General features: G+C 64.7%; 19 protein-coding genes. 6 read left to right on the forward strand and 13 right to left on the reverse strand.

Annotated elements, in window-relative coordinates; all coding sequences use genetic code 11:
* Positions 1-4: 4 nt before the first annotated feature.
* The 3 genes from flgK to DDT93_RS22070 all read right to left on the reverse strand — a co-directional run bounded on the left by flgK (position 5) and on the right by DDT93_RS22070 (position 4737).
* Positions 5-1411 carry a flagellar hook-associated protein FlgK gene (gene flgK / locus DDT93_RS22060; RefSeq protein ID WP_109468056.1) on the reverse strand — a complete coding sequence of 469 codons (1407 nt, stop codon included), beginning with the start codon at positions 1409-1411 and terminating at the stop codon, positions 5-7.
* Positions 1412-1438: 27 nt separating this feature from the next.
* On the reverse strand, positions 1439-2746 hold the full coding sequence (locus DDT93_RS22065; protein ID WP_109468057.1) for a flagellar hook protein FlgE: 1308 nt from the start codon (positions 2744-2746) through the stop codon (positions 1439-1441).
* A 116-nt stretch (positions 2747-2862) separates the two neighbouring features.
* Positions 2863-4737, reverse strand: a complete 1875-nt coding sequence (locus tag DDT93_RS22070) for a tetratricopeptide repeat protein (RefSeq protein ID WP_109468058.1) — start codon at positions 4735-4737, stop codon at positions 2863-2865.
* 100 nt (positions 4738-4837) lie between these two features.
* On the opposite strand from DDT93_RS22070, the gene flgF reads away from it, so the two are divergent.
* From flgF to DDT93_RS22095, 5 genes are all read left to right on the forward strand, one after another.
* Complete coding sequence (gene flgF, locus DDT93_RS22075; RefSeq protein WP_109468059.1) at positions 4838-5587, forward strand: flagellar basal-body rod protein FlgF; 750 nt, start codon at positions 4838-4840, stop codon at positions 5585-5587.
* A 14-nt stretch (positions 5588-5601) separates the two neighbouring features.
* Complete coding sequence (gene flgG, locus DDT93_RS22080; RefSeq protein ID WP_109468060.1) at positions 5602-6387, forward strand: flagellar basal-body rod protein FlgG; 786 nt, start codon at positions 5602-5604, stop codon at positions 6385-6387.
* Position 6388: 1 nt separating this feature from the next.
* Complete coding sequence (gene flgA, locus DDT93_RS22085; RefSeq protein WP_109468061.1) at positions 6389-7051, forward strand: flagellar basal body P-ring formation chaperone FlgA; 663 nt, start codon at positions 6389-6391, stop codon at positions 7049-7051.
* Positions 7048-7818 (forward strand): flagellar basal body L-ring protein FlgH, encoded by a 771-nt coding sequence (gene flgH / locus DDT93_RS22090; protein ID WP_232825539.1) that lies wholly within the window; start codon positions 7048-7050, stop codon positions 7816-7818. Before flgA ends, flgH begins: the two co-directional genes overlap by 4 nt.
* 63 nt (positions 7819-7881) lie before the next feature.
* Positions 7882-8511 (forward strand): hypothetical protein, encoded by a 630-nt coding sequence (locus DDT93_RS22095; protein ID WP_109468062.1) that lies wholly within the window; start codon positions 7882-7884, stop codon positions 8509-8511.
* A 75-nt stretch (positions 8512-8586) separates the two neighbouring features.
* Here DDT93_RS22095 and DDT93_RS22100 read toward each other — a convergent pair whose 3' ends face one another.
* From DDT93_RS22100 to DDT93_RS22130, 7 genes are all read right to left on the reverse strand, one after another.
* Positions 8587-9255 carry a flagellar hook assembly protein FlgD gene (locus tag DDT93_RS22100; protein ID WP_109468063.1) on the reverse strand — a complete coding sequence of 223 codons (669 nt, stop codon included), beginning with the start codon at positions 9253-9255 and terminating at the stop codon, positions 8587-8589.
* Positions 9256-9279: 24 nt separating this feature from the next.
* Positions 9280-10515 (reverse strand): flagellar hook-length control protein FliK, encoded by a 1236-nt coding sequence (locus DDT93_RS22105; RefSeq protein WP_109468064.1) that lies wholly within the window; start codon positions 10513-10515, stop codon positions 9280-9282.
* 9 nt (positions 10516-10524) lie between these two features.
* Positions 10525-11259 (reverse strand): sigma-70 family RNA polymerase sigma factor, encoded by a 735-nt coding sequence (locus tag DDT93_RS22110; protein ID WP_109468065.1) that lies wholly within the window; start codon positions 11257-11259, stop codon positions 10525-10527.
* Positions 11260-11373: 114 nt separating this feature from the next.
* Complete coding sequence (locus DDT93_RS22115) at positions 11374-12126, reverse strand: hypothetical protein (protein ID WP_109468066.1); 753 nt, start codon at positions 12124-12126, stop codon at positions 11374-11376.
* 401 nt (positions 12127-12527) lie between these two features.
* Entirely contained in the window at positions 12528-13532 is a 1005-nt protein-coding gene (locus tag DDT93_RS22120; RefSeq protein ID WP_109468067.1) for a flagellar motor protein MotB, read from the reverse strand.
* A 71-nt stretch (positions 13533-13603) separates the two neighbouring features.
* Positions 13604-14053, reverse strand: coding sequence for a MucR family transcriptional regulator (locus tag DDT93_RS22125; RefSeq protein ID WP_109468068.1), 450 nt, complete (start codon positions 14051-14053; stop codon positions 13604-13606).
* Between the two features lie 159 nt (positions 14054-14212).
* A complete protein-coding gene (locus tag DDT93_RS22130) occupies positions 14213-14512 on the reverse strand; it encodes a MucR family transcriptional regulator (protein WP_157960253.1) in 300 nt (99 codons plus the stop codon).
* A 202-nt stretch (positions 14513-14714) separates the two neighbouring features.
* On the opposite strand from DDT93_RS22130, the gene DDT93_RS22135 reads away from it, so the two are divergent.
* A complete protein-coding gene (locus DDT93_RS22135) occupies positions 14715-15383 on the forward strand; it encodes a winged helix-turn-helix domain-containing protein (protein ID WP_157960254.1) in 669 nt (222 codons plus the stop codon).
* On the opposite strand, the gene DDT93_RS22140 is transcribed toward DDT93_RS22135, so the two are convergent.
* From DDT93_RS22140 to DDT93_RS22150, 3 genes are read right to left on the reverse strand one after another with little or no spacing between them, the layout of a single operon-like run.
* Positions 15380-17227, reverse strand: a complete 1848-nt coding sequence (locus tag DDT93_RS22140) for a tetratricopeptide repeat protein (protein ID WP_109468071.1) — start codon at positions 17225-17227, stop codon at positions 15380-15382. The genes DDT93_RS22135 and DDT93_RS22140 overlap by 4 nt on opposite strands.
* Before the next feature lie 2 nt (positions 17228-17229).
* Positions 17230-18573, reverse strand: coding sequence for an FkbM family methyltransferase (locus DDT93_RS22145; RefSeq protein WP_109468072.1), 1344 nt, complete (start codon positions 18571-18573; stop codon positions 17230-17232).
* Positions 18570-19676, reverse strand: a complete 1107-nt coding sequence (locus DDT93_RS22150) for a hypothetical protein (protein ID WP_109468073.1) — start codon at positions 19674-19676, stop codon at positions 18570-18572. Before DDT93_RS22150 ends, DDT93_RS22145 begins: the two co-directional genes overlap by 4 nt.
* Positions 19677-19799: the final 123 nt, after the last annotated feature.

The following is a 19799-nucleotide window of genomic DNA, read 5'->3' on the forward strand; positions in this document are numbered from 1 at the left end:
CCCGTCAGGTTGCCTCGAGGAGGGCGTCGAGCATGGCGACTAGCGTGCTGACGACCTGCGTGTTCGCGGCGTAACTTTGTTCGATCAGAAGCAGTTGCTGCAGTTCGTCGTCGATGTTGACGCCCTGCGCGTTCAGCCGGGCGGTGTCGATCGCGGCGGCGGAGGTTGCCAGTTCTTCGTAGGACGTTTCGGCTTCGGCAACGACGTTCTGCTGAGTGGCCACCATGAGCGAGGCGTACTCGACCAGCGTCGCGTTGGAGGTGATGCCGGCGGCGGTGTCGAACGACTGGTCCGTGCTCATCGCGTCGATGAAGGCGCCGATCTGGCTGGATTCCCCCGATGTGCCCTCGGTCGTTGCGCTCATGCCGTCACGGATGCGCCACAACTCGCCGCCCTCTTCGGGCACCACGGCGCTGTTGACCGAGATACGTGCCGCGAGTCCTGTGAGGTTGGACGAGTCGTAGGCGGCGCCGGCATCGGTGAACAGACCGGCATCGCCGGTCGAGAGCGAGGCGTCGGCCTGCTCGAAGGTCACGATGACGGCGCGGGCAAATTCATCGAGCTGGAGCTGCATCTGTGGCAGCGTTTCGTTCAACAGCTCGATGTTCCCCGCGATCTTGCCTTCGTTGATGCCTGCGCGATTGGGCGGGGTGATGTCTTGGCCATCGGCGGAAAGGGTGCCGGTGGTCTGGTCGAAGCTCAGTTCAAAGCTGGTCTCGCCTTCGACCAGGCGAAGTCCGCCGGTGGTGTAGACGCTGACCCGGCCGGAGCTGTCGGTCTTGGTCGAGAAATCCATGAACTCGGAAAGCTGGTTCAGCTTGCCGTCGAGCTGGTCCTGCAGCGTGGCGTAGGTGTCCGACCCTTCCTGTGCGAGCGCGATGCGCCGGTTCAGGTTGGCCACGTCTGCCAGCAGTTCGTTGGCGTCGGTGATGTCGGACTGGAGGTCCTTCGTCGCCGCCGCGGCAGTGTCCGAGATCGTCTCGGACAGTTCGTTGAGACCTTCCGCCAGATCCTGCGCCGCCTGCACGACCGAGGCCTGCAGGGTGGTGTCCGACGGGTCGTTGTAGAGCTGATCGAGGCTGGTCTGCAGATCGGTCAGCATCTGCACCGGCGAGCTGGCATCGTCGACCTCGCCCAGGGTGGCGCTGTAGACGGTGAGGCCGGAGGCGATGGTGTCCTGCTTCGACATCGCCGCGATCTCGTCGCGGTACATCGCGGAGAGCGAGGAATCGACGGCGCGGTTGACGCTGGTCGCCACCGCCGCGCCGGTCGACGTGGTGGTCACGCTCAGGCTGCGCCGGCCATAGTTCTCGCTGCCCGCGTTGGCGATGTTGGTCGAAACCGTCGACGCCTGCTGCGACGAGGTAATCAGCCCCGAACGGGCGATGTTGAACGCGCTGGTGATACTCATATTCGGCGGACTTTCCGGTTACCTGCCTCAGCGTTTCAGGTTGGTCGTCTCGTCCATCATCTCGTCGACGGTCGTGATGATCTTGGCGTTGGACGAATAGGCGCGCTGGGTCTGGATCAGCTGGGTCAGTTCCTCGGCGAGTTCGACGTTCGAGCTTTCCAGGGCGCCGGATTCGATGGTGCCGGCGGTGCCGCTGTTGGCCTGCTGCAGGTTGAAGTTGCCGGACGAGGCCGTGGTGATGTAGGCGTTGCCGTTCACCATCGCGAGGCCGTCGGGGTTGGTCACCACGGCCAGCGGAATGTTGTAGAGCAGGCGGCGCGAGCCGTTGTCGAAGATGCCGTAAAGGTCGCCGCTCTCGTCGATTTCGAAGCGGGTCATGGTGCCGGAGGCATAGCCGTCCACATCGGCGGAGACGGTCTGGTCGCCACCGGAGAACTGGGTGATCCCGTCGGATTCGCCGATCGAGCCGACGCTGATGGTGAGGGATTGCGGGGTCGTGCCATTGGCGACGGTGACCGATGCCACGCCGGTCGCGGTGTCGAAGGCAAAGGCGGCGGGGGCCGTCGCGTTCGAGGTCACGTTGGTATAGCTCAGCGGAGTGCCTGCGGTGCCGCTGCTGTCGGAGAAGGTGACGTCGACGGTGCCGAGGCTCTGGCCGTCGTAGGAGAGTTCCATCGTCCAGACGTTGTCGGTGGTGGTGGGGGTCCACGACACCGAGACTTTTTCTTCCGCGCCAAGCGAATTGTAGAAGGACAGGGACGAGGTGTAGGAGGTGCCGGTGTCGGCGCCGGTGCCGGTCAGTTCCGACGCGAGGTTGCCCGAGAGGCTCATCTCGGTGCTGGCCTGGCCAACGATGGAGGTGTTGGCGACGTTGACGGTAACCAGGTCGCTGGTTGTCGTCCGGTCCACGTTCCCGAGGCTGCCGTCGCTGTTGTAGGCGTAGCCTGCAAGGTAGTAGCCCGCCGCGTTCACGAGGTTCCCCTCGTCGTCGACGGTGAACGAGCCCGCGCGGGTCAGGTAATAGTTGCTGGCCGAAGTCTCATTGGCGCTGCGCGAGACCACGAAGAAGCCGTTGCCGCTGATCGCGAGATCAGAATCGCTGTCGGTGGAGCGGGTCGCGCCCTCGACGGAGATCTCGTTCTTGGTGACCGCGAGGACGCTGGCCGATCCGGGGCTGACGTTACCGGAGCTCGAAGCAGAGGTTACCATCTGCGAGAAGCTGCGGCGGTAACCGTCGGTATTCGCGTTGGCGATGTTCGACGAAATGTTCCCGACCGAGGCCGAATTCGCCAGTAGACCGCTGACCCCTGTCTGCATCGCGTTCGAAATACTCATGGTTCCCCCGTTGTCCGGTGTTACGACTTGGCAGGGGAAACATATGTTTCAATCTTTTCTTGGCGGTTAAAGAATTGGGAAAAGTTTGAAAAAGGCGAATCTTGTTCGCGACTTCGTCAATTCTTGTCGCTCTCGATCGTGTCCAAGCTGTCGAGGGTGCGCAGGGTTTCGTCCGCGCGTTCGACCCGCTGGTTGGCTGACGCTTCGCGCAGCGGCAGCAGCGCGGGCGCTTCTTCGGTGAAGCCGCGGGCGATGTAGAGCCACTGGGGGCTTTCGGTCAGGTCGGGGAAGCGGCGGACGAGTGCGTCTGCGGTCTGCTTGTCGCCCGAGCGGTGCGCGGCGAGCAGGAGCCGGATGGCGTCGCCAAAGCGGACATGCTCGGCGCTGCGGTCGAGGATCTCGGCGTAAGCCGTCTTGGCGCTGTCCCAGTCGCCCTCGCCGAAATAGGCCGAGGCGCGCAGGCGCAGGTAGTGCAGCGTGGGGGAGGCCAGTTCGGTGCCGACCACGTTCTTGGGTTCGTCCTGATCGGTGTAGAGCTTGGCCTTGAGCAGGTTGAGCCTGTCGTTCAGCTCGGCGTCGGTGGTCAGCAGGCCCTCGGCAAGGACATAGGCGACCTCGTCGAGCTGTCCGCCCTGATAGAGCGCTTCGGCCTGCTTGAGCTGGAGGAGGTCGAGCCGGTGGTCCTCCACCTCGGTCAGGCCGAGATCCCGGCCGACGAGAAGGTAGTCGCGGGTCTCGCGGAATTCGTCGGCGGCGACCACGGTGGCGCCCTTGTCGAGGAAGTAGTCGGCCAGACGCTCGGTCTGATCACCGAAGCCGGGTTCGAAGCGATAATCGGGCGAAATCTTCTGGTGTCCGTCGAGGAAAGCGGAGAGCGACATCCGACCGGCGGCGCCGTCGTCATAAAAGGTCGTCCACAGACTGCGCGATTGCTGCCGGGCCAGCGGTGCCGCGTCGCTGTCGGGATAGCGCGACATGATGGTGGCGAGCGCTTCGAGCGCGGCGACCTTGTCGCCCATTTCGAGGTCGAGCCCGACCATGAGCTGCAACAGCCGGATGGCATGAACATCACCGGTCCATGCGCGCCGGGCCTGGTCCATCAGCACGCGTGCCTCCTGCTGGGGCAGGGTGCCGGTGCTGAGTCCGAGCTCGATGATCGCGACCCGCGCGCGGTGCGCCCAGAGGTCCCAGCCGGTGCTGGCCTCGCGGTAATAGTCGAAAGCGGCCACGAGGTCGTCGCCGGTCTCGGCCACGCGGCCGAGCAGGTAGTTGTAGGAAGGCGATTTTTCGAGCGCGGGGAATTCCGAGAAGCGGCTGGCCAGGTCGCGGGCCACGGGCCAGTCGCGGGCTTCGACGGCGACATCGAGCAGATCGGGCAGGACGGTGCGCCGCAGTTCGGGCGAGAGGGTGTCGATCAGGCTGGCCGCCCGGTCGATGTGTCGCGCGGCAGCCTCGAAGTCATCGCGGCGGTGGTAGTAGAGCACTTCGAACAGCGGCTGGTCCTTCCAGTCGCCATGATCCTCGCCCAGCATGGCGGCGGCACGTTCGGGCATCTCGACATTCCGGGTGTCGAGCAGGGAGAGCGCAAGGGTCAGCCCGTCGCGTTGTGCCGCGTAGGCGGGGGGGAGGGTGTTGTCGAGCCCGGACAGGACCGAAAGCCCCTCGGGCGCCATCACGTAGGCGAGATAGAATTCGGCGAGGTCGAGCAGCGCCTTGATCTCGGCGTTCGACTGCTCGGGAACTGACATCGGATGCCGGCTGGCGCCTTCGCCGGCCTCGTCCCGGGCCGATGTGAGGTCATCCTGAAGACGGCGCCGGGCGTCAATGAACCCATCCTTGCCAAAGCGGGTGAGGCGCAGGACCGGTGCCGGCCCTGCGGTGCCGTGTTCCGCCGCGGCCTCGGCGTCATGCGCCCCGGACGATGCCCAGACGGGCAGCGCGGGTGCGGTCAGCGCGACGAAGGCAAAGAATATGCAAGTATTGATCCGCAAGACGCCACACTGTTCATTAAAGTTCTTGCGTTATTCTATGATAAAATTCATGATACACAAGAACAGATGTTGACTGATTTGCATTTGAGAGAGGCTGTGTATGGATAACTCGACCTATGTGGCGCTGTCGCTTGCGCAGGCCATGGAGCGCGAGCTGGACATGACGGCCAACAACATGGCCAACGCGAACACTGCCGGCTTCAAGGGCGAGCACATGATCTTCGAGAGCTATCTTCTGGATGGCGCCGGGGTTCAGGAGGGTGAGGACATCAGCTTTGTTCTCGACAAGGGATCGTTCCTCGACACCACGCAGGGGCCGGTCTCGCAGACGGCGAACCCACTGGATCTCGCGCTGCTGGGGCAGGGGTGGTTCTCGTACGAGACAACCGACGGGCAGCTTGCCTATGGACGGGACGGCCGGTTCACGCTGGACACGCAGGGCAACATCATCACGCTGAACGGATCGCGTCTGCTGGACGTGGGCGGCGGCTCGATCACGGTGCCGCAGGATGCTGGCGAGCTGACGATTGCCCGGGACGGAACCATTTCGAGCGCGACGAACGGTGTGCTTGGACAGATCGGCGTCTTCGACCTGCCGGACCTCCAGTCGCTGGAGCGGATCGGGGGCGGTATGTTCGTGCGCCCCGACGGGGCCAAGGCACCGCTGCAGGTCAGCTCGGTCAACACCGAGGTCGTGCAGGGCTCGATCGAGGGCAGCAACATCGAGCCGGTCATGGAGATGACCCGGCTGATGCAGGTGCAGCGCGCCTATGAGCGGGCCATCAACCTGATGAATGACGAAGACGATCTGCGGCAGACCACGCTGCAGCGTCTGAACAATGTAAGCTGAAGGAGTAGAGTGACATGAGAGCCCTTGGGATTGCCGCCACCGGCATGATGGCGCAGCAGACGAACGTCGATGTCATCTCGAACAACATCGCGAACTCGAACACGACCGGCTTCAAGTCCAGCCGGGCCGCGTTTCAGGACCTGATTTATGACAACCAGACCCGAGAGGGTGCGTTGACCGACGATCAGGGTTCGACCCGGCCGACCGGTGTGGACATCGGCCTCGGGGTGCGGACCGTCGGCACCGTGCGACTGAATGCGCAGGGCGGTCTGGCCAGCACCAACAACGAACTGGACCTTGCCATCGAGGGGCGCGGCTACTTTACCGTGAACCTGCCGGACGGCGGCCAGGCCTATACGCGCGACGGGTCTTTCCAGCTGTCGGCGGAAGGCGAGATCGTCACCCTTCAGGGCTACCAGGTGGACCCGGGCATCGTGGTGCCGGACGGGACCGTGAGCGTTGACATCAACGAGCAGGGTATCGTCAGCGCCTATATCGAGGATGATCCGGTTCCGGTCGAACTGGGGCAGCTCACGATGACCACCTTCATCAACGAGGCGGGCCTGCGGCCGCTGGGGAACAACATGCTGGAGGCGACCAACGCTTCGGGCGACCCGGTGCAGGCGCTGCCCGGCGATCCGGGGGTGGGCGAGATTCGTCAGGGGTACCTGGAGAATTCCAACGTCGACATCATCAAGCAGATCACCGACCTGATCTCGGCCCAGCGGGCCTACGAGATGAACTCGAAGGCAATCGAGACCGCCGACCAGATGATGTCCACCACCAACGAGATCAAGTAAGATGTGGATGCGCCGCCTGATCCTTCCCGTCCTGCTCGCCGTACTCTCCAATGGCGCCCTCGCCGAACCGGTGAAGGACCTTGTGATCGAGAAGGCGCGCGACACCTTCGGGGCAGAGCTGCCCGAAGGGGCCCAGTTCAGGGTAACGTTCCAGCGGGGCGGCGAGGTTGATGCCGTACTGCTCTCGGCCTTCTGGATGGACCCGTCGACCGGCCAGTTCCTTGCCAACGCGGTGACCGAGGACGGCATCGTGGAGCGGTTGCAGGGCCTTGCGATCCTTGGGCTGAGCGTGCCGGTGCCGGTGCGCCGGATCCTGCCGGGTGAAGTTCTGACCAAGGCGGACCTCAAGGACGTCGACATGCCCTACGCGCGCATCAGCGCCTATGCGGTAACCGATGCCAAGGACCTCGTCGGCAAGGAAGTGCGGCGGATCCTGTCGGCGGGGCGGCCCGTGATTTCGCAGTCGGTGATCGAACCGCTGGTGATCACGCGGGGCGACCAGGTGTCGATCCGCTATCAGGACGGGCGGCTGGCGCTGACGGCGCCGGGGCGGGCGATGGATGATGCCCATCGCGGCCAGGAGATCCGCATCGTCAACCTCGTGAGCAACAAGTTAGTTACCGGCGTCGCAAAAGACGGCGGAGTTGTGGAGATCATCCGATGAACATGCGCATGACCCCCCGGCCGGCCCTGTCCGTCCTGGCCCTGTCCGTTGCCCTTGCTGGCTGCGGGCCGGATCCGTTTAACCAGAACCCCGAAGTCTCGGGGATCCAGATGGACTCGAGCACGATGCCCGAGGCCAGCCGTGTCAGTGTTCCGATGCCGGTGCCCGAGCCGCCGCGCATTCTCAAGCGGGCCGAGCGGGCGTCGCTCTGGGCGCCGGGATCCGACGGGTTCTTTGCCGACCAGCGTGCGAGCAAGGTCGGGGACATCCTGACCATCGAGATCGAGATCGACGACAACGCCACGCTCAAGAACGCCTCCGAGCGGTCGCGCACCGGGGCGACGAATGTCGGGTTCCCGTCCTTCTTTGGCTATGGCACGCAGATCGATAAGATCCTGCCGGGTGTGGACGAGGACGATCTTCCGTCCGGCGATATCGTCGATATCACCTCGACGACCGGCGCATCGGGATCGGGCCAGATCGACCGCGAGGAAGCGATCAGCCTGAAGGTCGCCGCGCTGGTGGTGCAGGAGCTGCCGAACGGCAACCTCGTCGTCGCGGGCCGGCAGGAGGTGAAGGTGAACCAGGAACTGCGTGAGTTGCGGGTCGCGGGGATCATCCGGCCGCAGGACGTGCAGACGGACAACACGATTCCCTATGAAAAGATCGCCGAAGCGCGGATTACCTATGGTGGTCGCGGTCAGCTGACGCGGCAGCAGAAGAGTGGCTATGGCGAAGGCGCCTTGGACATTATTTTGCCTTATTAAGACGAAATTTCTGCCGAAATAATCAGTCATTAGCCATCCTTAACAAGATATTTGGGTGGCGAAATGAAGAAGATCCTGATTCTCGCGGCAGCGATTCCGGTCCTTGGGCTGGGAGTTGGCTATGGCCTTGGCTTTGCGTTTGCAGACAAGGCCGAGGCTGCCCTGGCCCAGGCCGAAGCCCTCGAGAAGGTTGCCACGGCGGAGCCTGCGAAGTCTGGCACCGAACTGCTGCTCGACGCGGCAGAGGCGAATGCCGAACCGGTTCATGCAGAGGCCCCGGCGGCACATGGCGAGGACAGCCACGGTGCGGCTCCGAAGACCGCCGAAGCCCCCAAGGCGCATATGTCGAACCAGAAGAACGCGATGACCTCGCGCGACGTGGTTCAGCTCGGCTCGATGATGGTTCCGGTCTACAAGGCGCGCAGCGTGACCTACGTGGTCGCCGACTTTGGCGTCGCGATGCCCGATGCGCAGACCGCCGCGCACTACCGGATCGCCGAGAATTCCGCGCGCCTGCGCGACGCGATCTTCGCCTCTTTCCGCAGCGCGGCCGAGAATCCCCGGATGCGCCGCGCGGCGCTGGATTCGGACTGGCTCTCGTCGCAGATCACCGCCGACCTGAAGGCCGAGTTCGACGATGCCCAGGAAGTGCTGTTCCTCTCGCTCTACAAGAAGGACGTGCCGCGCAGCTGAGACGCGGACGCCCCGACCGATGAAAAAGGCCCCGGCAGCGATGCCGGGGCCTTCTTGATTTCAGCGAGTGGTCGTTCAGCGGACTGCGATGACCTGGCCCGAGGACACGATGCTGCCGTTGCGGAGCACCAGCAGCGAGGCGCTGGTGTCGTAGTTGACCTCGTTCACCATGGTGGTGACGTAGGTCGCGGCCGAGACGTCGTCGCCCTCGGCGTCGGTCGCTTCGACCTTCAGCGTGTAGGTGCCGTCGGCGAGCTGTTCGCCGTTGTCGTCGGTGCCGTCCCAGGTGACGGTGTAGGGTGTGTCGCCGGTGCCGGCGAGGCCGGAGAGTTCGCGTACGACGTTGCCGTCGCTGTCGAGGATCTGGGCGGTGACCGTGTCGGCGTTGTCGTCCAGCTGATATTGGAACACCGAGGAGCCGTCGATCAGCTCGATGGCGTCATCGGCGAGGGTCACCTCGTAGCCGATCAGCTTGAGGTCGGAGAGTGCGCCGGAGGCGGCGAGCTTGGCGTTGATTTCCTCGAGGTTCGAGTTGGTCACGATTGACTGCTCGACCTGTGACAGCTGCGCCAGCTGGGACACGAAGGTGGTGGAGTCCATCGGTTCCAGCGGGTCCTGGTTCTGGACCTGTGCGGTCAGAAGCTGGAGGAAGCTGTCATAGTCGACGGTCAGCGCCTCGGAGGCTGTGGCGCTGGTCGAACTGTTCGATGACACGGCGAGGGAGGTGGTGGATTCGATTGTCATGGCGCGGCTCTCGGCGGATGTGGGTCAGGTCAGGATATCGACGCCGCCATCGGCGGTCGTCGTGGTGCTGGCGGACAGGGTTTCGGCGATCAGGTCGTCCTCGTCGTCGCTCGCGGAGGAGACCTGCAGATCTCCCCGCTCGGCGGTTTGCTGGCGGGAGCCGTCCTGACCGAAGCTCTCGAATTCGAGGTTTGCACTGCCGACGGTGGTGCCGTTCTGGTGCAGCATGTTCAGCAGCATCTCGCGGTTGTCGCGCAGGGCGCTGAGGACGCTGGTGTTCTCGGCCCGGATGGTCACCTGCATGTCGCCCGAGGCATTGCGGGCGATGTCTATCTCGATCCCGCCCAGCCCGCGCGGGGCCAGTTCGATCCGGGTGGTCCCCTCGTTGAGCTGGGCGCTCTTGATCTGCGAGGTCAGGTTGCTGGCGAAGCCGGAGGATTGCGACTGGTTCTGCTGGGCCGCCTGCGGTTGCGCGGTGTCGCTTACGTGTGTCGGGCGGGCCTGCAGGAGGTCCTGGAAGGCGACTGGCGTCCGTGCGTCGGCCTGCGGCTGAAGCTGGGTGGTCGAGGTGGTGCCGGTATCGGAGGAGACGGTCTTGGTTGTGGCCTCGGGCTTGGTCCCGAGTGTCTCTTCGACGGGCATGTCGACGTCGGCAGCCATGTCGTTCGCGGTTTCGAGGTCGAACAGCTGGGGCGTGGATTGCGGGGCTGCCGCGACTGGCTGGTCTGGCAGGCTGGTTTTGGTGCCGACGCCAAGGAGGTCGCTCGCCATGCCGAGGAACTCGGACGTGGCATTTCCGGTTTCGCCGGTCACGACGAGGCCGGGCAGGGCCGCTGCATTGGTGGTCAGGACCTCGAGCGTGTTGGTGCCGTAGGTGGCGTCGAAATCTTCCAGCAGGTCGGTCAGTTGGCCCGCCACGTCGTCGAGCGGGGTGGTCTCGGTGGCGGGAGCGGCATCCGCTTGCGCCGTGGTGTCCGTGGTTCCGGCGAGCTGTGCCGCGAGCGCTTCCAGCGCCTCGGCCAGAGCGTCGAGAACGTCTTCCGGGGCCGGGTCGCCGTTTTCGAGCGTGATGACGTCGAGGTCTACTTCGGGCGTCTGTGTCGGTGCCTTGGCGGTGGTGTCAGCGGGTTTGGCTGCTCCGGCCTGGCCGAGCAGTTGGGCAAAGGTGCTTGCGGCATCATCTTCGCCGGTCTGGGCGCCGTTGGAGGAAGTCGGGGTAGGGCGTGCGGTTGCGGTATCCGCCGAAATCATTTCAATCATCTCCCCTCCTCAGGTGAGCGCGCCGAGGCGGAACCCGCCTTCGATCAGACGTTTGCGGAGACGCAGCAGGGCGCGTCCCTCGATCTGCCGCAGTCGGTCCCGCGACATTCCATATTCCTGCGACAGGCTTTCGACGGTTTCCGGCGGGTCCTCGAGCTTGAGGCGGCGGATCACGTCGGCGTCGAGCGGGTCGAGCTGCGCCAGTGCGGCATCGAGCATGCGGCGCTGTTCCGCCTTGTCCGAGCGCAGCGTGGCCTCTTCCTCGGGTGTGAGGTTGGGGCAGGCGATGGAGGCGTCCGTATCGCTCCCGAAGCCGAGGTCGACGGCCCCCTGCATGGCCATCTGCGCCAGTTCCTGCGTATCGCCTTCGAGCCGACCGACGCTGGCGTCGAGATAGGTGCGGACGGGGATGTCGATTACCGTCTTGATCCGGACGAGCGCCGCCGAGACGCCGTTCAACACCCACCAGCCCGCGTAGGTCGAAAAGCGGACCTCCTGGTTGAGGTCGAAGTTGTCTGCCGCCCGCATCAGGCCGATCATTCCTTCTGCAACGAGATCCTCGCGGTGCGAGGGGTTGTCGGTCCAGCGGGCGGCCTGCGAGTAGACCTGCCGCGCATGAGACCGCAGTAACCGTTCCAGGGCCGACCGATCGCCTTCCTGTTGCCAGCTGCGCACCGCTTGCCGTTCTTCCTCGACCGAGAGCATTGGCTCGTTCATCGCCGCTTGTCGGGTGATAAACATCATGGGAGGCGCTCGATAGTCCTGATTACGCAAGAACAGATAAGCACAAACCATGCCTGACTGAAAGATTTGTTTGATTTACAAAAGGTTAAATACTTGAAAATCCGGGGTCGGATCTCAGCCGTTTATGAGCCGTGTCTTGCGTTGGCTCATGAGACCGGACACCGCCTGGTCGACCAGTTCGAGCCAGTCGCCAAAGTTGTAGGTGCCGCCGGAAAAGGCGAGCAATCCCCGGGGGATACGGTTGTACTCGGGCGCGTTGAATCCCGCATCGAGCGAGGTCAGGTACTGACGCAGGCCCGAGCTGGCGAGGCAGTGCGTGCCGAGGAACAGGCCGCTCTGCTCGGTCCGGGACAGGCGCGAGCCGGACCAGTATGCGCCGAGGATGCCGGCGAGGCCCTTGGAGAATTCGCCGGGGACGAGGCCGAGATGCTGCATGCCGGTGGTATGCGCCATGCGGTCGAAGGCGCAGGCCATGATGTAGAGCGCTTCGTTCTCCCGTTCTAGCGGGAAGGTGCCGCGGCGCAGGACCGTCAGCAGGGTCTGGCCCACGGCGATGCCGAGGTCGTAGGAGAGCGTGGCGTTCTCGATCGGGCCGGCGATGACGTCGTCGTCACAGAACATCAGCAGCGCGCCGTAGGGCACGTCGACCGAGAGCTCCTCGACCACCACGTCCCCAAGCGGCAGGGCGGGCATCACTTCGATCTCGTCTGGCAGAACGGAGATTCGGTCGATTCCGGTGGAGGCTGCGAGGCAGATGATGCGCATGGGGAGCATGGCCTGCAGGACGCGCTTGAGCCGGTTTGCTTCGGTGCCGTGCATGGGGCGGATGGCGCCTTGCCAGAGAAGTTCCAGTACCGATGTGCGCATATCATTCCCCCGAATTCCGATGCCCTGGGAGATCTTAACCCGGCGTTCACAATTCGAGCCAGCGAGGGAATGTTAAGCGGATCGCAATATGTCTGCGGCGGGGAGCTAGTCACACACCACATATTGTAGAGTTATGCACATTATGTGGACTACTGCGGGCGGCGATACCGGGAGTCGTGGCCCACGAAGGGCGTCAAGAGCCGTTGAACTGCAAGGAAATTTCCGGCGGAGCGGCGCCGACGTTTGGGCCGGTTTCCGCGCAACTGGCCCGGGTAGGTGTTTTAACCCACACGAAAACATTGTTTAGGCGCGTTAACAATATGGTGGGTTGACAGCATTATCTTGTGGATAAGGTGGGTGTTGACCCCTAGATGCTTTCGCCTCTGGCGTGTGCCGCCCGGTTACGGGCCAGAAGGCGCCGGTAGCTTGAGCGCCGGATCGGGGTAGGCGAGGAGGATGTCGATCCTGCGGTTCTGGGGTGCATCGGGCGCTTCGGGCGTCAGCGGTTCGGTATCGGCAAGGCCCGAGATACGTTCCAGCCTGGACGGGTTGACGCCCGTTCCGACGAGCACCCGCCGGGTGGCATTGGCGCGGTCGGCCGACAGTTCCCAGTTGGAATAGCCCGAGGACCGGTTGAAGGGCAGGCTGTCGGTGTGCCCGGTGATGGTGACAGGATAGGTCATCGGCGCGATGGCCTGGCCGATAATCTCGATCAACTCGCGCGTGTGGTCCTGGATTCGGGAGGAGCCGAGGCTGAACATCGACCGCCCCTCCTGGTCGATGATTTGTACGGTCAGGCCCTGTGGCGTACGGACAAAGCGGATATTCGCCGTGAAGTCTTCCAGCGTCGGGTCCTGCTTGATCGCGTTGGTGATTTCCTGCTCCAGCGCGTCGAGCTGGCCTTCACGCAGTTCGCGGGCCTGCGCCAGTTCGGTCATCTCGGGCGGCACCGGCTGGTCGCCTGTCGATTCGACGTTGGGCTGGGTCTCGGTCGTCTCGTCCGCGTTGGGGCGGGGGTCCTCGGGGCTCGGTTCGTACTCCACCACCGCGCGGGGCTGGTTCTCGATCCGGCTGTCGAACATGGCGAGCGGATTTTCCTGCCCGAAACTGGGCAGCTGGATTTCGCTCTTGGGCCCTTCGGTCCCGCTCAGCACGCCCTGCGGCCCCAGAACCTCACCATTGAGGATGCCGTCTCCTCGTCCGCCCTGTTCAGAGAGCGAAGGGGTGAAGTAGTCGGCAAGGCCGCGCAGCTTCTCCTCGTCGGAGGCGGCCAGAATCCAGAGCAGGAGGAAGAAGGCCATCATTGCGGTCATGAAGTCCGCATAGGCGACTTTCCAGCCGCCGCCGTGGTGGCCGGCCTCGCCCTCGTCTTCGACGCGCTTGATGATGATGGGTCTGTTCGTCATGCCCGTTCCGTCCTTGCCTCATGCCAGGCCGGTCTCTGCGAACCGTTCCCTGTCGTCGTCCAGTCGCGGGGTCAGGACACCTTGGCGTCGTTGTCCGCTGCCGGGCGGCCCGTGCGGGCGTATTTCCCGAAGCCGGCCGACTTGGCGTAATCCGCTTTTTTCTTGGAGTAGCTCGGGGCCACCAGCGGCATGTCCTCCGGCAGGCCGAACATGGCGCGATACTCGGCCTCGCTCAGCCCGTGTTCGGCGCCGAGGTGCCGTTTGAGCATCTTGAAGCCCTTGCCGCAGCACAGGCAGTAGACCTTGTCCTTGGTCATGGCCTTGTCGATCGGAACGGCCGGCTCGGCGACGGGTTCCGCTGCGTGCGCCTCGCTCGTCGAGGGGGCCGCGGACTCGTCACCCATTTCGCGCCGCAGGCGGGCGAGGAGCGCGACGATGTCGTCGGCCGCCACGTCGGGACGGCTGGCGTAAGCTGCGACGATCTTGGCGATCATGTCTTCTTTCGATTGCGATTTGGTCATCTCGCCCCCGAGATTTCTTGCGACTTGTCTTCTTGTATTTCGACTATTGAATACATCTGCCGCAATAATCCTGATTTGTCTTTGTTGTCTATACCACAAGTTCATCAGTTTTGCTTGTGGTCATTGCTTCTTCTCGTGGTCTTCGCCGGATCTTGCCGATCACGCCTCCTCCCTAATTTCGTCGCGCCGGACGAGGTAGTTCTGTGCGACCATCGGGTAGTCTGCCGGAAGGCGCCACCGCCTGCGGTATTCGGCCGGGGTCATGCGCAGCGTTTCCTGCAGGTGCCGGGTCAGAGTGACGTGACGCGTACCGGTTTCGAGACAAACGAGAAAATTGGCAGTCACGCTGTCCTCGACGGGGAGGGCCGGCTCGGGGCGCGGCGCCCGTTGGGACCACAGGCGCCCGGCAACGTAGCCCGTCGCGTTCCGCCAGAGGTTCCAGAGTTGCGTGGCCGCCATGTATCGTTCTCCCCCGGGGCGATTCGGCCAAGGCGAAGGCCGTTTATTTTTGCTTTTCATGAAGAATTTAGGGCGCACTGGTTAAGGACAGTTGAAAACTTGGATAATTTGTACATCCGATGCACAAAAACTGGTTGGAGGCCGGTCGATTACACCTTATCGCTGAGCATGCAGTGTTTTTGACTCCCTCTAGAGGCGAATGATGACCGGCCCCTGTGTCGTAGTGGACCCGGATGACAAACGCCGGGCCCAGATTACAAGGGTTCTGGCCGAGGCCGGAGTCAGCGGGCTTGTCGAAACGGCGGACGTCGCGCGGCTGGCGCGGGTGATCGACCCGGCCCTGCCGCTGAGGCTGGCGGTGGTGGCGGTCTGTCCGCCCGCCGACGGCGCGCTGGCGCTGCTGTCGCGGCTGCGGCTGGATCATCCCCATTGCCTTGTGCTGGCCATCGACGGAGTTGACAGCGAGACCAGCGCCGCATGGACCCTGTCGGCCGGGGCCCATGATGTCCTGCGGCTGCCATTCCGGAGCGCCGAGTTCGAAGTCCGGCTGGCGCGCGGCCTTGCCGGCGCGCCGCTGTCCGAGAGCGCGGGAATCGCCGAGGCGCTGGTGGCGGGCATGACCTTGACCCAGGCCGAGGAGCGGGTGCTGCGTGTTCTCGCGGCGCACCAGGGCCGGATCGTGACCCGCAACGAGCTGTCGCAGCACCTCTACGGAACCGACTGGGAGTATGGCGACCGCCGCTTTGACGTGCACATCACCCGCATCCGCCGCAAGCTGCGCGACGTGATGGGCGGGCTCTATACCGTTCGTACGGTGCGGTCCGCCGGTTATGTGCTTGAAGTTCAAGACGCCCCCCGGGAATTGAACTAGGGCGCGAGCCGGGCGCGAACCTCGGCCAGAGGCTCCGACCAGTCGCCGATTGCTTGCTGGCGGTGCAGGGTCAGCGCCCCGTACCACGGATCGGCCTCGCCCGAGCGACCCCAGTACCACATGCACTCCGAGCCCGCCGGAATGAGCGCGTGGGCGGACCCGTGTCCGAGGGCGCCTGCCATGTGCGCCGTGGTGTTGTCGATCGTCACCACGTGGTCCATCGCGGCGATCTGGGCGGCGAACCCGGCGAGGTCGGCCATCTGGTCGATCTCGAAGTCGTTGACGAAGGTCAGGTCGGGACGGCCGAGCATGGCCTCGGTGACCTCGCGGCTGGTGTCGCCGTATTGCAGGTTAACCACCAGAGCGCCCTCGGGCAGGGCGGTCAGCATTTCGGCCAGCGCGACCGAGCGCAGGCGGCCGATCAGGCTGGCGCTGTTCCATGCGAGCCCGATGACCGGGGCGCCCTTGCCCGCGCTGACGTACTTTTCGCGCAGGGCTGCGACGCGGGCTGCGTCCGGGCGCAGATAGGCGCCGTGCTTGGCCGAGGGCTCGCGGCCTTCGAGGTAGCGGCTGAGATCGCCGAGATAGACGAGCTGGTTCAGTGCCAGTTGCTGCGGCGCAGAGGTAAAGGCGCTGCGGTCGCGGTGTGCGATGCCGAGGGTGTTGCCTGCCAGCAGGGGGCCGAAGCGGTCGTCGGCGACGAAGGTCACCTGGGCGCCGGGATCGAGCGGGGCGAGCCGCAACAGGGGCAGCATGGCAAGCTGGTCACCCACGCCCTGTTCACCCATCAGCAGCATGTGCTGCAGCTTCTCGAGGTTCTCGGGCGCGGCGTTGTGGAGCGGGATTCGTCCGCGCTGTGCCTGGTCGAAGCGCTCGGCGAAATGGGGCGCGCCCTCGCCATAGGCGCCGTCGCGGAACAGGAAGACCCCGTAGGCCTTGGCTAGCCTGCCGCCATGCCCGGTCACGTGGATCGCTTCCTGATAGGAGTCGCGCGCGGCGTCGTAGTTGCCCCGGTCCTGATGGATGTTCGCCATCAGGCCAAGCGCCTGCGCGTAGCCCTCGGGTGTAGTGAAATCGGTGTCCTGGATCAGTTTCTCGGCTTCGTCCCGGCGACCGGTGACGCGCAGCATCAGCAGGTAGATGTTGACGACGCCGTCGTGATCTTCGGCGGTCTGCAGAAGGTCTTGCGCGAACGGTTCCGCTTCGTCGAACCGGCATTCGACGAGCAGCGCCCGCAGGTGCCCGATCCGGTGCGCCTCGGGCTTTGGGTCGAGTGCGTAGGCGGCGTGGTACCAGCGGGCGGCCTTGCCCGGTTCATCGGCATCCAGCAGCATGTTGCCAAGCGTATGGCACAGCTCGGCGTCGTTCAGTTTTTCGACCACCGGAGACAGCACGTCGACGGCGGCGAGGCGACGCCCCAGCCGCGACATCAGGTCCATATACATGGTGACGAGGCCGCGCTCCTCGGCGCCTGCCTCGAAGGCGAGGCGGGCGGTCGCGACGCTCTCTTCCACCTCGGCCGAGAGGAGATGCGCCTTGGACATCCCGGTCAGCGCCACGGGATCGTCCGAGCGTGCCTGCAGCGCCTGCCCGAAGAAGGCCTTGGCGGTCTTGCCCTCGCGCTGGGTCAGCGCGGCCCCGCCCATGACGATCCAGGCGTGGCGGTTGGCCGGGTGACTCTTGGTGATCGGCAGGGCGAGCTGAACGGCCTTGCCGATCTCGTTGCGCGCCAACGCGTTGTAGGCCTCGTGAAGGTCCACCGACTCCTGGCCCTTGATTCCATAGATCTTGGCCGTCTTGGCGGCGAGCACGCGGCGGTCCTTGCGGCTGGTCGCGGTGGTCATTCTCAGCTCCTCGGCATGGCGAAATAATCGACGGTGTTCAGGTAGGCGGTGCTGTCGACCACCCGGTAGTTGGCCTTGCGGCACCAGCCCTGGACGAAGGCCATCATGTTGGGCCGCAGCACCTCGATCCAGATCAGCGGCTTGTCCCGCGCGATCAGGTCGGCGGCCCCGTCGAGCACGTCCATCTCCATGCCTTCGGCGTCGATCTTGATGAAATCCACCCGGTCCTCGCCCAGCAGGGCGTCGAGACTGCGGGTTTCGATGCCGCCTTCCTCGGCGGCGACAAGGCGCGTCGCACCGAGGTTGTCGGCGTTGTCGGTGACGGCAGTGAAGCGCCCCTCGCCGCGTCCGGCGCCAAGGCCAAGTCCGCGCCGGTCGATCCGGTCGGAAATGCCGTTCGCCTCGATGTTCTGCTCGAGCAGGGTCAGCGCCTCGGGGTTCGGCTCGACCGGGTAGATGCGGGCCGGGTCCAGATGGCGCGCGTACCAGACGACGTGGTTGCCGATGTTCGCGCCGACCTCGACGATGGTGGGGTTCGGGCGGTTCAGCAGCTTCTTCAGCTTCTGGAGCGACGAGTCTTCGAAGAAGGCGCCCTGCAGGTGCGTCGCCTGGATCAGGTCGCGCGGATTGGTGATGCGCATGCGGGCCGGGCTGCCGTTGCCGTCGGCGATCTGTGCCCAGACCGGGACCTCGGCCAGCTGGGTCGTCCAGAGACCCGTCACCGCTTCGGACCAGTCTGCCCCCGTTGCGCCGCGAGGGCCGGTCGAATGCTGGCCGCGCCGGTTGACGAAGAAGATCTCAGGGCGCTTGGCGCAGCGGCAGTTGGCCCAGAGCTGGTAGTAGAACTTGAAGTCTTCGCCGGTATCCATGTCCGGGTCGAACCCGAAACGGGCAGCGCAGCCGGTCCGAATGAAGGCGCCGATCTGGAGCGACAGATAGGGCGGGCAGGACAGCAGATCGGCGCGGGTGTCGATGCGCTCGGGCTGGCCATCGCGCAGTTCCGGCTGGCCGAGGTCGTTGAAGGTACAGATGAGACCCCAGACGGCGTCAAGCTCCGGCTCGGATGCGAGCACCCGCCCGAATGCCTCGAAGGCGTTGGGGGTCATGACGTCATCGGCATCGAGAAAGAAGACCCAGTCAAAGCCCTCGTCGCGGGCTTGTTGCAGCGCGTCGTTGCGGCGGTTGGAGCGTCCGTGGCGGCCCTCGGTGTCGTCCATCACGAGGTGTTCGACCACGTCGAAGGGGCCCTTGTCGAACGCGAGGGCGCGCGCCACGGAGGGTGCGCAGCTGTCGTTCAGCAGCGATTGGTGGCCGGGCCCGACCGGCGTGATGACCGCGCATTTCATCGCTCGGCGATCTCCAGCGCGGAGAGAACGGAGGTGACCGGTGCGTCGCCGACGAAGGCGCCGATGCTCCCGGCGGTGATCAGGGCGGCGACGAGGCCAACGCCGGCGATGGCCGCGGCGCGGCCAGACATGCGCCAGCGTTTCCTGGGTTCGGCGGTGGGAATGTCCTCGGAGACAACCTCTGCCTCGGCTTCGGGCGCGATGGGGAGGCCGGGGGTGAGAAAGACGCCTTCGGCGGTGACCGTGGCGTCCACTTGGAACCAACGATCCGCCATCACCTTGCGCAGGCCCTCGGGGAAGGCTTCGGGGGCGATGTCGATGATCGCGGGGCGGCTGGCGCGCCAGTCGCCGAGCGCCTTGCGGGGCAGGTAGAAATGGCGGAAGTCGGAGCTGAAGCCGACCTCTTCGACCTTGACCGGTGTGGTGTGGATGCTGACGCGATCGGGAGTGAGGATCACCCGGATGCCCTTGCCGTAGCCGCCGATGCGACCGGTCCCGAACTGACAGTCGCGGCGCGACGGTGCGGTGCAGGCGGCAAAGCCCGGCGGCATGCCGAAGCTGTCGCCGCGCTGCGGACGGCTGGGCAGGTCCTCAGCTTCGCCGCGGTCGGTCAGTGCCTTGGCCACGCGCTCGCCCACGGCGAGACCAAGGTGCAGACGGCGGCGCACCTGCTCGCCCACTTTGGTTGCGGGCTTGTCGGCGCGCGGGGCGCGCTGTGGGGCGCGGCCGCTGACGACCTCGTCGGGGTTCAGGCCCTCGTCCTTGGCAAAGCGATAGTTGATCGCATAATCCGCCGCCAGCTCGCTCAGCTGGTCGGCCCCGGCGATCAGCTTGAGCATGTCCTGCTCTTCCGAGAAGCGAACGCGGCGCGTCGGCCAGCCGTCGACCTCGGGGGTCACTGCAAAGCTGCGCTCGGGCATGTCCATTGCCTGCGCCACGCGCCGCAGGACGCGATGACCTTCTTCAATGTGACCCACGACGGTCTTGCAGTCGCCATCGGCGCGCAGGCAGAGAACCGCGATCATGCCCTGGGGCCAATCCGGCAGAGCGCTGCGGATCAGGTCCTCCTCGAAGACGTAGGCGAATACATCGTCGTTGTTCATGGCTCTTCTGCTTCAAGTCAAAAATTACTCTGCAACCTATTCTTGTTTATGCTTGTACGTAAGTCAATTATGTTTATTCTGTTCATGAAAATCTTGTCAGTACACACCCTGGAACACCCAAGA

Source organism: Albibacillus kandeliae, assembly GCF_003116585.1.
GTDB classification, from domain to species: Bacteria; Pseudomonadota; Alphaproteobacteria; order Rhodobacterales; family Rhodobacteraceae; genus Albibacillus; species Albibacillus kandeliae.

What these genes read in the sequence shown, in the direction of transcription:
- flgK (WP_109468056.1), bottom strand. Translation starts at nt 1,411, where the DNA reads ATGAGTATCACCAGCGCGTTCAACATCGCCCGTTCGGGGCTGATTACC.
- DDT93_RS22065 (WP_109468057.1), bottom strand. Translation starts at nt 2,746, where the DNA reads ATGAGTATTTCGAACGCGATGCAGACAGGGGTCAGCGGTCTACTGGCG.
- flgF (WP_109468059.1), top strand. Translation starts at nt 4,838, where the DNA reads ATGGATAACTCGACCTATGTGGCGCTGTCGCTTGCGCAGGCCATGGAG.
- flgG (WP_109468060.1), top strand. Translation starts at nt 5,602, where the DNA reads ATGAGAGCCCTTGGGATTGCCGCCACCGGCATGATGGCGCAGCAGACG.
- flgA (WP_109468061.1), top strand. Translation starts at nt 6,389, where the DNA reads ATGTGGATGCGCCGCCTGATCCTTCCCGTCCTGCTCGCCGTACTCTCC.
- flgH (WP_232825539.1), top strand. Translation starts at nt 7,048, where the DNA reads ATGAACATGCGCATGACCCCCCGGCCGGCCCTGTCCGTCCTGGCCCTG.
- DDT93_RS22095 (WP_109468062.1), top strand. Translation starts at nt 7,882, where the DNA reads ATGAAGAAGATCCTGATTCTCGCGGCAGCGATTCCGGTCCTTGGGCTG.
- DDT93_RS22100 (WP_109468063.1), bottom strand. Translation starts at nt 9,255, where the DNA reads ATGACAATCGAATCCACCACCTCCCTCGCCGTGTCATCGAACAGTTCG.
- DDT93_RS22105 (WP_109468064.1), bottom strand. Translation starts at nt 10,515, where the DNA reads ATGATTGAAATGATTTCGGCGGATACCGCAACCGCACGCCCTACCCCG.
- DDT93_RS22110 (WP_109468065.1), bottom strand. Translation starts at nt 11,259, where the DNA reads ATGATGTTTATCACCCGACAAGCGGCGATGAACGAGCCAATGCTCTCG.
- DDT93_RS22115 (WP_109468066.1), bottom strand. Translation starts at nt 12,126, where the DNA reads ATGCGCACATCGGTACTGGAACTTCTCTGGCAAGGCGCCATCCGCCCC.
- DDT93_RS22120 (WP_109468067.1), bottom strand. Translation starts at nt 13,532, where the DNA reads ATGACGAACAGACCCATCATCATCAAGCGCGTCGAAGACGAGGGCGAG.
- DDT93_RS22125 (WP_109468068.1), bottom strand. Translation starts at nt 14,053, where the DNA reads ATGACCAAATCGCAATCGAAAGAAGACATGATCGCCAAGATCGTCGCA.
- DDT93_RS22130 (WP_157960253.1), bottom strand. Translation starts at nt 14,512, where the DNA reads ATGGCGGCCACGCAACTCTGGAACCTCTGGCGGAACGCGACGGGCTAC.
- DDT93_RS22135 (WP_157960254.1), top strand. Translation starts at nt 14,715, where the DNA reads ATGACCGGCCCCTGTGTCGTAGTGGACCCGGATGACAAACGCCGGGCC.
- DDT93_RS22140 (WP_109468071.1), bottom strand. Translation starts at nt 17,227, where the DNA reads ATGACCACCGCGACCAGCCGCAAGGACCGCCGCGTGCTCGCCGCCAAG.
- DDT93_RS22145 (WP_109468072.1), bottom strand. Translation starts at nt 18,573, where the DNA reads ATGAAATGCGCGGTCATCACGCCGGTCGGGCCCGGCCACCAATCGCTG.
- DDT93_RS22150 (WP_109468073.1), bottom strand. Translation starts at nt 19,676, where the DNA reads ATGAACAACGACGATGTATTCGCCTACGTCTTCGAGGAGGACCTGATC.